The 13397-nt window shown below is 40.0% G+C and carries 10 protein-coding genes and 1 pseudogene; 4 read left to right on the top strand and 7 right to left on the bottom strand.

Annotated elements, in window-relative coordinates:
- Positions 1–767: 767 nt before the first annotated feature.
- Positions 768–1697 (top strand): 16S rRNA (cytosine(1402)-N(4))-methyltransferase RsmH, encoded by a 930-nt coding sequence (gene rsmH / locus BV375_RS31715; RefSeq protein ID WP_086767943.1) that lies wholly within the window; start codon positions 768–770, stop codon positions 1695–1697.
- 42 nt (positions 1698–1739) lie between these two features.
- Here rsmH and BV375_RS31710 read toward each other — a convergent pair whose 3' ends face one another.
- Positions 1740–3257 (bottom strand): ATP-binding protein, encoded by a 1518-nt coding sequence (locus BV375_RS31710; protein ID WP_086767941.1) that lies wholly within the window; start codon positions 3255–3257, stop codon positions 1740–1742.
- A gap of 1300 nt (positions 3258–4557) precedes the next feature.
- Complete coding sequence (locus tag BV375_RS31705; RefSeq protein WP_086767939.1) at positions 4558–6444, bottom strand: ABC transporter ATP-binding protein; 1887 nt, start codon at positions 6442–6444, stop codon at positions 4558–4560.
- A 118-nt stretch (positions 6445–6562) separates the two neighbouring features.
- Here BV375_RS31705 and BV375_RS31700 point away from each other — a divergent pair, with 118 nt between their 5' ends.
- Entirely contained in the window at positions 6563–6835 is a 273-nt protein-coding gene (locus BV375_RS31700; RefSeq protein WP_143842274.1) for a hypothetical protein, read from the top strand.
- A gap of 147 nt (positions 6836–6982) precedes the next feature.
- Here BV375_RS31700 and BV375_RS31695 read toward each other — a convergent pair whose 3' ends face one another.
- Positions 6983–7564, bottom strand: coding sequence for a single-stranded DNA-binding protein (locus BV375_RS31695; protein ID WP_086767935.1), 582 nt, complete (start codon positions 7562–7564; stop codon positions 6983–6985).
- A gap of 295 nt (positions 7565–7859) precedes the next feature.
- The gene (locus BV375_RS31690) at positions 7860–9116 is read right to left on the bottom strand and encodes an FAD-dependent oxidoreductase (protein ID WP_086767933.1); all 1257 of its coding nucleotides are present in this window, start codon (positions 9114–9116) and stop codon (positions 7860–7862) included.
- A gap of 197 nt (positions 9117–9313) precedes the next feature.
- On the opposite strand from BV375_RS31690, the gene BV375_RS31685 reads away from it, so the two are divergent.
- Positions 9314–10678, top strand: a complete 1365-nt coding sequence (locus tag BV375_RS31685; protein ID WP_086767931.1) for an ABC transporter ATP-binding protein — start codon at positions 9314–9316, stop codon at positions 10676–10678.
- Between the two features lie 137 nt (positions 10679–10815).
- On the opposite strand, the gene BV375_RS31680 is transcribed toward BV375_RS31685, so the two are convergent.
- The 3 genes from BV375_RS31680 to BV375_RS31670 all read right to left on the bottom strand — a co-directional run bounded on the left by BV375_RS31680 (position 10816) and on the right by BV375_RS31670 (position 12922).
- Positions 10816–11034, bottom strand: a complete 219-nt coding sequence (locus tag BV375_RS31680; protein WP_086767929.1) for a hypothetical protein — start codon at positions 11032–11034, stop codon at positions 10816–10818.
- Positions 11035–11637: 603 nt separating this feature from the next.
- On the bottom strand, positions 11638–12111 hold the full coding sequence (locus BV375_RS31675) for a hypothetical protein (RefSeq protein WP_086767927.1): 474 nt from the start codon (positions 12109–12111) through the stop codon (positions 11638–11640).
- A 574-nt stretch (positions 12112–12685) separates the two neighbouring features.
- Positions 12686–12922, bottom strand: a complete 237-nt coding sequence (locus BV375_RS31670; protein WP_166507577.1) for a hypothetical protein — start codon at positions 12920–12922, stop codon at positions 12686–12688.
- Between the two features lie 64 nt (positions 12923–12986).
- On the opposite strand from BV375_RS31670, the pseudogene BV375_RS31665 reads away from it, so the two are divergent.
- Positions 12987–13340, top strand: a pseudogene (locus tag BV375_RS31665) (ATP-binding protein); the annotation flags it as partial.
- Positions 13341–13397: the final 57 nt, after the last annotated feature.

The raw sequence follows: 13397 nt of genomic DNA, 5'->3' as shown, positions 1-13397 counted from the left end.
GGCTGATCACGCTCACTAATACTCCACACGCTACCATCATTGGTATTGTTTCAATTAGAAGCAGACGCCAGTATTTAAGTGTCTCTCGGAATTGATCAGCTGCTTTCATCATGTTGCTAGCTAGAGTTGCGAAAAATCTTCTCTGATGAGAGCGTTGCCTAAACATTTGAGCAATTTCCCAATTGATAATGAACCTCAGATAGCTCTGTCATACAGAACCTATAATTTCATTTATCTGTGCGCGATCGCCAGATTTTTACATTTTTAAGTGCGATTTCCCATCGCCAGGTATTTTTTGTCAATCCACATATCCGTAAAACTTTCCACCTCCGAATAACTGATGAATTTGATATGCACGCGAAATTTGTTTGTCGTGATGCTTAGCGACAAACTAAAATCACGTAGATTTTGTCAAAAGTAATTTGACTTCAATCATTAGTGAATTTACGGTGGTAAATGCTAAATCTCAGGGGAAGTACTTAATCAAATTTAAACTGAACTATCTTCCCATACCCTGGAGCTTTTTATTCAAGCTTAGTTTAATACCTGATCCCAGTAATTCAAATAAGCAATAGTACCCACTAGTATATATGAATATCTTGTAAACTGCTACTAAGAGGGGGGATTAAAAATCCGCAAATCCCGTCAGTGACAATATGTCATCCATCCGAAGATTTAAATCAAATCTTTGAAAAAGCTTTATCAAATCCTCAAAATTGCAATTTATTAAGTTTTTATTTATTCTCTCTCAAGTAACAAAAATAAACATGAGCCTAGATTCGCAAAAACCGCTGGATACAGAAGAACCGATATTTTCACATATTCCTGTGTTGAGTCGGGAGCTAATTGAGGGTTTAGCAGTGCATTCTGGTGGACATTATTTAGATGCAACAGTAGGAGGCGGTGGTCATAGTCGTCTACTGTTAGAAGCCGCGTTGAATGTGCAGGTGACAGCTATAGATCAAGATGCTGATGCTTTAGCCGCCGCCCAAAAGTATTTAGTTGCATATCAAAACCAGGTTAACTTCATTCGCAGCAACTTTGCCGCTTATGAATATTCACATGAGACTTTTGATGGTATAGTCGCCGATTTAGGAGTTAGCTCTTACCATTTGGATACACCAGAGCGCGGTTTTAGCTTCCGCCACGCCGCCAGCTTAGATATGCGCATGGATCAAAGACAATCATTAACTGCGGCCGATGTGATTAATGACTGGGATGAAGCGGAATTAGCAGAAATATTTTTTAAATACGGTGAGGAAAGATTATCGCGGCGCATTGCCAGACGTATTGTCGAAAGACGACCGTTGCATACTACTGTGGAATTAGCAGAAGCGATCGCATCCTGTGTTCCTCCTAAATACCGTTATGGGAGAATTCACCCAGCTACCCGCGTTTTTCAAGCTCTGCGAATTGTAGTCAACGACGAGCTAAAATCCTTGGAAACTTTCTTGGATAAAGCACCAAACGCTCTTATTCCTGGTGGCAGAATTGCAATTATCAGTTTTCACAGCCTAGAAGACCGTCTAGTAAAGCATGGTTTAAGAAATTCACCATTATTGCGAGTTTTAACCAAAAAACCGATCGCAGCCCAAGAAGAAGAAATTGCCCAAAATCCACGATCGCGCTCTGCCAAGCTCAGGATAGCAGAGAGGAAGGATGAGGGATTGGGGAGACAAGGAGACAAGGGAGAATAATTAATGATTCTGGACTTTTGACCCTTGACTCTTTTGCAAATTTTAAATTACCCACTGAAGGCTGATTTGTTTTGGCAATTCGATGTGGAAGGTGGAGCCTTCACCGAGGTTGCTGGTGACGCTAATTGTACCTTGCATCATCTGTACTAATGATTTGGTAATTGCTAGCCCCAAACCCATACCCTCATACCTGCGACTATTACTTTGATCGACTTGCCGAAATTGCTCAAAAATGCACTCTAGGTAATCTGGAGCAATACCTATGCCTGTATCTTGAACTGCGATCGCAATTCTCTCACTAGAAATTTCCCAGGCTTTGACTTTAACGCCACCGATAGCTGTGAACTTGATCGCGTTTAATAACAGCTTGACTAAAACCTGTCTGAGGCGATCGCTGTCGTTTACTATCAAGGGACAAGTAAGATTGACATCTACTTGCAAATCTAATAATTTTTCTTCGGCTAGGGAACGATGTTCAGCTACGGTTGTCAAAACCAAATCCGCTAAATTAAACTCTTCTGGTTGCAACGACAAATTACCAGCTTCGACATTAGCAAAGTCAAGCATATCTTCAATGATGGACAGCAAATGATTGCCATTATTGAGAATGCGTTGCACCATCTCTATTTGTTGCTCAGATAAGGTGGAGCTACGCTGACGCAACAACACTTGTGATAAACCCAAAATTACATTCAGGGGAGTGCGGAGTTCATGAGAGGTGGTAGCTAAAAATTGGGACTTTAACTCTGCTGCTTCTAAAAGTTGCAAGTTTTGCAGCTGAATTTGCTGGCGGATTGTTTCAAGTTCGTGATTTTGCTCTAAGAGAATTTCGTTTTGTCTGGCTAACCGTTCTTCACGCTCCTCCAAGACTTGCAGCATGATGGTATTGTTAATTGCGATCGCTGCTACTTCACCCAATGCATCCAAAAGGCTTTGTGAACCAGCATTAAACGCATGGGGATTTTCCCAATTACCAATTGCCAGTACTCCCAATTGTCCTGCTTGTGCTGATTTAATAGCTACAGCATACATCGAAGCGGGTGTGAATTGTGAGAAGACTGGGACGCAAGGAAACAAAGAGCATGAAGGAAAGTCATCAATAACACACTCTATCTCTTCTCTAGTTCTTTGAAATAGCTGGGCTATACCAGTGGCAAATACCTGAGTGAGTAAACCTGACTTAGTATTAAAATTTTCATCACAAGAAATTGATTCGCCTCGCCAACCCCAGAGAGGATCTCCCGATTCTAGACTGCCATTGAGTTTGAGAAAAGGTAATCTTTCTGATCCTATTCCTGCTGTGGTGGTTAATTCCAGCTGTTGAGCTTGAGCATTATATAACGCTATTAGACAAAACTGAGCGCTATCAATGGTATTACACACTTCCCTAACTATCACTTCTAATAGATCGGGTAAATGGGTAAACCGCTGGTTTGTAAGGTTAGTAAGTAGCTGGAGTATATCCAGTTGTTGCGGTAGTTGGGGGGAGATTGATTCTTTCCCCATATCAGTGTGCTGTCCAGTTAAAATCATGATTACCTGACGGCGATTTTTTCCCATATCCGTCGGTGTTGCTTTCCATCAGCGATTTTATTCTTCAAACTGCTCCCAAAACTTTTTCCTCTACTTTTGGCACAGTTTGCAGAATATCTACTCCGCAGACACACAACGGCTGATCCTTAGAAATTTCTGCTTAACATCTTCTGGCTGCTAACAATTGCATTTATACGCCAGTTTTTTTGAGTATTTAATTGCTTACTATCCTGCTTAATTCATCGGAGTTCACCAATAAGAATTTTTTAAAGTTTTTCTATTGCGATTATTTTATCAACTTCTTTTGATGCTTACACTATTTTTCTCTCAGTAAATTTACTAGATTTTTGCTTTAATTTTCTTTATTTTATTTCCAAAACTACTTTATCTTCTGTAAAATATTTATTTATCAATATAAACTGTATTTGCATTTACATATCTATATATAAGCTGACATAATATATGTTGTTTGAGTACAACAAACATTATCATTATTATATTTTACTCAATAAAATATATATAATATTCCTCTTGACAAGAATAGTATATTTATTCGCATAACGCCTTTTTTATAAGGGTTATACATAAAATAAGCAAAAATCATTTTAAAAACATATACATAATAAATATTGAATAAATAAACATTTAATACTTACTACTAGACATCAATTTTGAAAATTTTATGTTTGTAAAACCATAATTATTAATTTATATAGCTAATCTTTTCCTAGTAAATTGCACTTCAGTAAAAATAAATTATTTTAGTTAAATAATAAAAGTTAAATGAATATATCTTTTAAAAGCATTTTCTAGATGCAAACAAATAATTATCAATTCAACTTTTGGCTTTTAAATTTAACCACATCTATTTTGATAACCATAGTTTTAAACTTTATCCATGAAAAACTACCCCACTTACTATGAAGGCAATAATGGTATCTACGAGCAGATTTCTACTTTGCACTTAAAGCTAACTTAAGTTAGATGCCGATGTATTTAACTTATCTGTCTTAAGTGAGACTGAGCTTTTTTTAACATAAAACATTAGGCGGGGGTCAAGACCTATGAGGGGCATGACACCCTATGCAACTAAATATCGCTATAACCCTCTTTATATAAAGGATTTATAGCTAAAGCGATCGCGAATTAAAGGAATCAAGGTATAAATTTATATATTTTCTTCATTATTGCCTTTCGCGCTTTTGAGGTTTGACTTAACAACTCTCATCAAAATCCCCATAAGTCAGCTACAGCAGCGTTACTAAAACTACCAGAGTCAACCTTGAGATATATCGATTGCAAAAGCGATCGCTTTTGCAGACAAGTTTTATGATGCTCGCATTTGACGATTTCGCATCCGTTCGGGGCTGCCAGTGGGAATCGCAGCGATTAAATTTTGCGTATACTCTTCTTGAGGTTCACGGTAGATACTTTCAGCTGTACCTTGTTCGACAATTTGACCGCGATTCATTACCAAAATGCGATCGCTCATAAATTTCACTACGCTTAAATCGTGAGAAATGAAGATGTAAGTTAGTTTAAAATCGTCCTGTAATTCTTTGAGCAAATTCAAAACTTGCGCTTGCACAGAGACATCCAGTGCGGAAACCGATTCATCGCAGATGATAAATTTGGGATTTAATGCCAAAGAACGAGCGATACAAATTCGTTGGCGTTGACCGCCGGAAAACTGGTGAGGATAGCGGTTGATAGCGTCTGCACTCAATCCCACTCGTTCTAAAAGTTCCACTACCCGTTCTCGCCGTTGTTGCTTTGTCTTACCTACAGAGTGAATTACCAAAGGTTCCACGATCGCATCCCCAACTTTCATGCGAGGATCTAGAGAACTAAAAGGATTTTGGAAGACTATTTGCATTTCCCGTCGTAGCTTCTGTAACGGTTCGCCTTTGAGGGTAGTAATATCTTGCCCGTCGAAGATAATCTGCCCACTCATCGGTTCAATCAAGCGCAGCAGGGTTCTGCCGAGAGTGGTTTTACCGCAACCTGATTCTCCTACTAATCCCACTGTTTCCCCTGGTTTGACATCAAAGGAAACGTTATTCACTGCCATAGTGTAGCGTTTTGTGCCTCCAAACAAGCCCTTAACAGGGAAACCAACCTTGAGATTGCGGATTTGCAATAGAGATTGCTGTTCGTTGAGATTTGCTAATCTTTGAACAATTTCTTCGGTGGTAACTTCTGGGGGTGGTGAGGGTTCTTTCGCCTGAATTACCAATTGTCCGTTTGGTGTTTCCTCCGCACTCATGTAATCAGAAACTGTCAGCAGTTTTTGGGGATGGCGGTTAAGTGTAGGACGGCAAGCGACTAAACCTTTAGTATATGGATGTTGAGGATTGCTAAAAATTTCTGCCGCTGTATTATATTCGACAATTTTGCCTCGATACATCACCGCTACTCGGTCAGCTACTTCAGAAATTAATCCTAAGTCGTGGGTGATGAAAATCATTGCCATATCGCGGCGCTGCTGCAATTCTCGCATCAATTCTAGAATTGTCGCTTGTACGGTCACATCTAAGGCTGTGGTTGGTTCATCAGCAATCAATAACAATGGGTTACAGGAAATCGCCATTGCAATCATCACCCGCTGTAACTGACCTCCAGAAAGTTGATGCGGGTAGCGTTCGAGCATCGATTCTTTGTGCTGCTTCACCAACTGCGCCAGTTTTTGCTCATTTGGTTTTGGTGAATTTGGGTTAGTTTGGTTCCAGGTGTCGAGATATTGCTGTGCTATCTGGTCATCGCTACCCAGAAGTTTGACTTCTTGCAAACCTGCGATCGCAATTTTTCGCGCTTCATTTGCTGACACCTTTTGATGTCGCATAATTGCTTCTGTTAGCTGAAACCCAATGTCATAAACTGGATTGAGCGAACTCATCGGTTCTTGAAAAATCATGGCGATGTCGCCGCCTCGATATAGCTGCATTTGCTCAGGCGGTAACTCGACTAAATTAATTGGTGTGCCATTCTCCTGATGACGAAACCAAATTTCCCCACCACTAACTCTACCGGGACTCTGCAACAAACCCATTACTGCTAGGGATGTTACTGATTTACCACTTCCCGACTCTCCCACTATTCCTAAAGTCTCACCCCGATGTAGTTGAAAAGAGATGCCATCAACGGCTTTGAGGATGTTGCCATCACTGGAAAATTCAACTTGGAGATTGCGAACTTCTAGGATAGTTTCTCTCATGGGAATTGTGATGAATTTTTACTAAATAGTTATTTGGAGTTTAACAGTGATTTTAAGCGCTGATACCAATTTGAAAAATGATTGCGACAGATGGAAATCTCAAACGCTTATCCAATAAATGTTTCACAATCCGTCTTGGAAAGTTTGCTCAAGTCGGGGAACCCTTTCGGCAATTGCTCATGGGGGAAACCCCCAAGACCGCATTGCCACACCACGCAACGCCAGTTGCTTTAAGCCGGGAAACCCGACGCCAGTTGCTACAACGGAGGGAACCTCCCTCCGGGTTCACCAGTCCCCTACGGCGGGAAACCCGCCTACCCTACGGGAACGGCTGCGCCGAACAGGGCTGGATTCACCGCAACGCACTGGCTCAACTTTCCGCAAAATCTAAAATCTAAAATGGTATGAGTTGTACTTAATCTAAAGAGAATAAATAAAAATATAACGGATGTAGGGGATGGTTTGACTTTGCGCTTCAAAAAAACTTATCCCTTACATCCGCGATCAATTATCCATAACTTTTCAGCAGCAATTGCAGCTAGAAGGGAATATCATCGATATTCGGTTCTTCTTCTTTGACTGCTGGATAAGTAGTCCGCTCAAAATTTGTCGGTTGAGGCACAGGTTCAGGGTTGCTCACTTTGGGAATGACGCCAGCAGTACTAGTAGCTGGGGTAGGTGCAGGACGCGCTGACTCATAATTGCCGCCGTTGGTTTGTTGAGGACTAGAGGCTACAGGAGAGTATGGTGCACGCGAGGATGTTTCACCAACTGATGAATTTCTAGCCATCGATGCCGATGAACTAAGATCGAAACTGCCTCCTACGTTTTGAATTTGCTGCACTGTGAATTCAGCACGTTTTTCTTTAAAACCTTCAGGACGATCAATAGTAGTCATCCCTAATCGTCCTACCAAAACGACGCGATCGCCTTGATGGTAATTTTGCTGTATGTCTGTGGCTAAATTCCCCCAACTTACAACTTTCAAGTTAGCTGGCGCATCTTCTGCTTTTTGGGAATTGGGAAACTGCACAAGCATTTCCGTGACTGCCAAGTTATCTGCTGTATAGCGTAGTTGGGGTTCTTGTACAATTTCCGCCATCAAAACGCAGCTATTCATTAAAATCCTCCTGATAATCAAAATTGCTGAGTGGGAAGTGGCTTTTGATATGTAGCGCTAATTACTCTCTATATCTATTTTTAACTTTTGCATTTCTAATATGCATTCTGGGTTTTGAGTCAGTTTTAACATAAAAGCCAAGCGATGGATGCTTTCGCACCCTTCGCTTGACTAAAGCAAGCATTGAATTCTACAACTGAGTAGTATAATTGTACCACTATAGTTGGGGTTTGAGGCAAGAATTTTTCTTGAGGATTGAGGACGTGGGGACAGAGAGGACAAATGACAAAAAAGCTTAAGTTTCGACGTGAACTGGGAAAACACCCAAGCCAATGAACCGCGCTGGAAGGTCGCGCAAGATAGGTAAGCGCAGAAAAGCAGGTGGTTGGAAAGTTTGGTCTGAGGTGAGAATGCGGGTAAATATCTGTTTTTGGATAAAGGTTTGAAATCCTTGAATAATCCTTGTGGGTAATTCTCTTTGATGCTGGACTTTGGCTAAGTCTTTGAGTTCTAAATTTTTGTTTTTAAGTGATTTACTAATGACATTAGCTGTGACGACAGCATCTTGAATTGCGTAGTTTATGCCAACACCACCCACTGGAGACATCACATGAGCAGCATCACCAATAAGTAGCAATCCCGGACGATACCAACGCTTGACGCGGCTAGATTCCACTGAAAGAAAAGCTACCTGTGACCAATCATGTAAATTGGAAATGCGATCGCTTAACTCTGGTACAACGTCAACCACAGATTTTTTTAATTCTTCTAAACCAGCAGCACGCAGTTGTTGATAGCCGCCTTTAGGGATGACATAAGCAATTTGCCATTCTTCACCCCGATCGAGCATAACGAGAATGTGCCCTTGAGCAATGCGTCCCATTCCGCCTTCTGCGTCTTCTGATTTGCGGGGTAGACGGAACCATAGAACATCCATTGGCGGGGAGGTTTCAATTGATTCAAACTCACCTAGTTGTCTTAGCTTAGAATGGCGGCCATCTGCACCAACAGTAAGTTTTGCTCGCACTTCATGCCAACCACCACCTCCTCGATAGCGTACACCCTGAACTACCCCATTTTCTACAATTAATTCCTGGACATTTGCTCCCATCACCAACTGAAAATTGGGAAATTTTTGCGCTTCTTGGGTGATAAATTCTAGGAATCTCACTTGGGGAAGCATTGTAATGTATGGATAATTGGTTTTCAGGTGACTAAAATCTGCCAAAGTGACGCTATCTTCGGCAGTTTGAATCCGAAGTTGGCGAATTTTAGTATGGTGTAGTTGCAGTAAGCGATCGCTTAAGCCCAATTCCTCCATAATCTCCATAACTGATGGATGAATTGTGTCACCGCGAAAATCGCGATCGAAGTCTTTGTGCGCTTCTAATAGCATCACAGCTATGCCTTGACGCGCTAGTAACAATGCCAGCACAGCCCCAGCCGGACCGCCACCAACAATGCAACAATCAGTAGTGTTTACATCTACAATGTCATGGGCAGGATTAACTGTTGGCTCATGAGTAGGATTTTCGGATATCAAGTTAGTCATAACAACACCCTCAGAAAGCCCTAGAATCAAGGTTAGTTTCCTTTTGATACGAAAAGCTGTTTTTTTAACTTTTCGTATTCAGGTGTAATGTGTAAGATTAGCGCTAAACTTTCCTGTGTCATTTGTCTATTGTTTCCCGTTATTAACTAATGACTTATGACTAATGACTAAATAACCAACGACAGTAAATAACACTCGTGGCGCAAGTTGTCTTAGAAAATATTTATAAAAGTTTTCCCCCTCGCAAAGGGGAAGGTATTGCCTCGCCAACCCAATCGTCCTTATCCTCTGGCAAGAAAACTGATGCACAGCGAGAGCGTACAGACAATATCAATGTCTTGCGGCGTATTAACCTGACGATCACGGATGGGGAATTTATGGTACTGGTGGGGCCTTCTGGCTGTGGTAAAAGTACCTTACTACGGTTAATAGCTGGTTTAGAAGCGATGACAGGCGGTAATATTTGGGTGGGCGATCGCTTAATAAATGACCTCCCTCCCAAAGAACGAGACATCGCAATGGTGTTTCAAAATTATGCTCTCTATCCCCATATGTCAGTGTATGACAACATCGCTTTTGGACTCCGTCGCCGCTTTGGAGGTGGAGAGCAGGAAAGCCAGGGAGCAGGGGAAGCAGGGGAAGAAATCACGTCCTCGTCTCAATATTTTAAACACTTGGCGGAAAATCTCTTTGTGGGGATGACGCGATCGCTACCTAAAGGACTACGTTATATTTCAGACAAAGAACGGGAAGTAGATCGGCAAGTGCGAAATGTTGCCCAATTGTTGCAAATTGAAACCCTACTGAATCGTTTACCTAAACAGCTATCGGGAGGACAAAGGCAAAGAGTTGCTTTAGGAAGAGCGATCGCCCGCAATCCCCAAGTATTTTTAATGGATGAGCCGCTTTCTAATTTAGATGCCAAATTACGTGCAGAAACCCGCGCGCAAATTGTCAAATTACAGCGCCAGTTGGGGACAACCACAATTTACGTCACCCACGACCAAACCGAAGCCATGACAATGGGCGATCGCATTGCGATTATGAATCTAGGACAAATTCAACAAGTTGCTTCCCCCCTAGAACTTTATAACCGCCCCATCAATCGCTTTGTTGCCGAATTCATTGGTTCGCCACCCATGAATTTCATTCCTGTTGAGTTTCATGCTCCCCTATTAATTACCCATTCCCAGTTTCGTCTTACCCTCCCAGAAATTTGGGGAACCGCCCTACAAAAATATGATGGGCAAACTCTAATTTTAGGTGTTCGCCCAGAACACTTGAGCTTAAGTGTACCCGCTACGAAAAATCTACCTGTGCTAGTAGATTTAGTAGAAAACTTAGGCAATGATAGTTTTCTCAGCGTTAGACTTGCCGAAGCTGGCTTTTCTAACAACACAGGTGATTATCTACAAGTGCGAGTTCCACCAGAAAGATCAGTCAGTGTTAGCGATCAATTGTGGTTATCATTAATTACAGATAAAATTCACTTTTTTGACCCTGAAACCGATTTAGCAATATTTCCTAAAAATCCATCCCCAACCTTACCTTTTGACAAATAATTATAAATAAAACTCTCACCACAAAGGTGAGAGTTTTATTGTGCACAATTGTTTTGTAAACTATAGTTTATAAGAGTAATTTAGAAGTAAGTAAAAAGACGGTTAATACCGCTTTTAATCTTCTTACTTCGGCAAGATTAAACTCTTACATAGTGAGCAGGAACCCAGCGCCTACCATATCGTGTTTGCTCCCAATGCCCAGGAATCAACTTCTGGTGGACAACTGGACGTGGACGGACAACGACATTTCTATGAACAACTGGTCTGACAATAATTTGCGCTGCCGATGCCTGTGATGGTAGGGAAGCTACTGCAAGAGGTAAAGCAAGTAATGTACCAAAGAGAAAGCGTTTCATAATCAATCTCCTGTCAGTTAATTATGGATTATTTTCCTACAACATTCTTAGTTAACTTTGGAACATTTGCCTCAGCTGAAATATTAGGAATAAAGTTTTTATATTAATAAAATTCATCCTAATATTGCAAGAGGTTTGGCTTGCTCTTTCATTAATTAAGATTGGCTGTATTGCTCTAAATATAAAACATTAAATGATGGGTGCATATGGGAGAAAAGTTAGGTTTTCAATAGGAACAAAGTCATATCTTAGAACAATATAAACTTTAAAATTTATAATCGTAAGGTTAAGACAAATAGGTCAGTATTATATTTATTTTCCTCCTGACTTTAATTTTAAAAATACAAGATGAGTCTTAATATAAACGTTTAAAAATACTTTTAAGCTTTGACAACAAGAAAAAATGCACTTCATTCTTGTCATGAGTGCATCTTCTAATGCTATCTTTTATTTCAGAATAATGAGCTAGCTTTATTACTAAGTAAATTTGTATTTTTAGTCTTAGTAATTGCCTAGTTTCACAGCTATATTAAGCTCATCCCATATTTATAAAAAGTGAGATAAAAGCTTATTATATTAACAAATTTCAAAATTATTAGATAATCAATTTGATGAGCGTTGACCCCGAGATTCACGATGTTGTTTCATTTTGGCTTGCTGTTCTGGGGTAAGAATTGCCTGAAATTCTTGCCTTTGATTGCGTTGAATTTCGCGAATTTGTTGTTTTTGATCTGCTGATAAATTGAGCGATCGCAGTACTCTCATAGGCGATTCATGCTGACCCTGAGTTGCAGCTTTAAATTTTTCTTGTTGGTCTGCATTTAAAACAGCAAGTATTTTCGCTTGGGTTTGTTCTCCTATCTGTTTTGCTTTTGCTTTTTGCGTATCGGTTAAATTAAGGTCTGGTATTCTATCTGACGCTGTAGCTATCCCTGTTGTCAAAGAAGAATTTGTAGCCTCTTCAGTAGAGTTATTAGGAGCAGCCGATCCACTAGGTGAAGATAATTGGCAACCAGCAGCCAGAATTGCAATTGCAGCAGCACCTAATATCAGTTTGAAATTAAATTTATAGTTCATGACTATATCTCCTAGCATAATAAAATTAAGCCAAATTAAAGCAACTTTGAGTTACTTAAATAAAAGGGAAAATGATTGTAATTTCTTTGGTGTCAAGCAGCAATATTGCTAGCTATCTTTACGCTCATCCTGGCATAGGAAGTTTTTATCAACGAAGATAACATCTTGAATTTTCTTAGAGAAAATATAAGTTATTATATGTTGATATTTTTTGCTCAATAAGACTTCTCCATGCAAATGCTGCACTCAAGTTAATATTAACGCTTATTTTTCTAAAAAATATTTATGACTATAGTCATAAATATATCCATGACTTTTTGCATAAAATTTAACTGCTAGCACTTATATAGCAATCTGTGTAAGAGTTGTGAAATGACTCGTTGAGGCAGAGAACAGGGAATAGGAAAGAAGAATGTGCAAATGTACTTTGTTTTTTCACAAATGAAATATGACTGCTATTGAAGATGTATTAATAAGATTTCTTTTATGTTTGACTTCTCAAGTATGAGTGTTTGAACCCATTAATGAGGCGTTGAGCTTCATTAATGAGGATATTTTCTCCGTTAACGAGGCTTTAAGCTTCATTAATGAGGATATTTTCTCCGTGAATGAGCCTTTGAGCCTCATTAATGAGGATATTTTCTCCGTGAATGAGGCTTTGAACTCCATTAATGAGGCTGTTATCTCCGTGAATGAGGCTTTGAACTCCATTAATGAGGCTATTATCTCCGTTAACGAGGCTTTGAGCTTCATTTTCAAAGTAGTGAATTGTTAATGGTGGCTTACTTTGAGCAATAACGCACCCAAGCATTTAATTTTCTATATATCTCTGTAAGTTTGCGATAATATGGCGCTAACCTGAGAAATTGAGATTTATGACCCAGAATTTTGCCTTTTTAAAGCGGATATACAATGCTTTTGACCCATTTCGCCCCTTACCCGCAGGAGACCCCGCTTATGTTGATTGTACAGAAGTGCGGGGAGATGGGGACATATTAGTAGAAGTAGGAAGAGAGATTTTATATTCAGACAGAGTGACTTCTCAACTTTATGCAGGCCATCGCGGTGCTGGAAAGTCTACAGAATTACTGCGTCTTCAGCAATATTTAGATGAGCAAGGTTGCTTTGTAGTTTATTTTCCTGCCGATGAACAAGATATTGATCCAGAAGATGCCCAATATACTGATATTCTTTTAGCTTGTACTCGCCACTTACTAGAAGCACTAAAGGATAAGTAGGTGGGCACGAAAAAAGTCAGCTATATTAAGATATATAAATACGGAGAA

The sequence above is a fragment of the Nostoc sp. 106C genome (assembly GCF_002154725.1).
Taxonomy (GTDB): domain Bacteria; phylum Cyanobacteriota; class Cyanobacteriia; order Cyanobacteriales; family Nostocaceae; genus Aulosira.
Note: the sequence above shows the minus strand (reverse complement) of the source record. Positions and strands in the feature narration are given on the sequence as shown.

What these genes read in the sequence shown, in the direction of transcription:
- rsmH (WP_086767943.1), top strand. Translation starts at nt 768, where the DNA reads ATGAGCCTAGATTCGCAAAAACCGCTGGATACAGAAGAACCGATATTT.
- BV375_RS31710 (WP_086767941.1), bottom strand. Translation starts at nt 3,257, where the DNA reads ATGGGAAAAAATCGCCGTCAGGTAATCATGATTTTAACTGGACAGCAC.
- BV375_RS31705 (WP_086767939.1), bottom strand. Translation starts at nt 6,444, where the DNA reads ATGAGAGAAACTATCCTAGAAGTTCGCAATCTCCAAGTTGAATTTTCC.
- BV375_RS31700 (WP_143842274.1), top strand. Translation starts at nt 6,563, where the DNA reads ATGTTTCACAATCCGTCTTGGAAAGTTTGCTCAAGTCGGGGAACCCTT.
- BV375_RS31695 (WP_086767935.1), bottom strand. Translation starts at nt 7,564, where the DNA reads ATGAATAGCTGCGTTTTGATGGCGGAAATTGTACAAGAACCCCAACTA.
- BV375_RS31690 (WP_086767933.1), bottom strand. Translation starts at nt 9,116, where the DNA reads ATGACTAACTTGATATCCGAAAATCCTACTCATGAGCCAACAGTTAAT.
- BV375_RS31680 (WP_086767929.1), bottom strand. Translation starts at nt 11,034, where the DNA reads ATGAAACGCTTTCTCTTTGGTACATTACTTGCTTTACCTCTTGCAGTA.
- BV375_RS31675 (WP_086767927.1), bottom strand. Translation starts at nt 12,111, where the DNA reads ATGAACTATAAATTTAATTTCAAACTGATATTAGGTGCTGCTGCAATT.
- BV375_RS31670 (WP_166507577.1), bottom strand. Translation starts at nt 12,922, where the DNA reads ATGCTTGGGTGCGTTATTGCTCAAAGTAAGCCACCATTAACAATTCAC.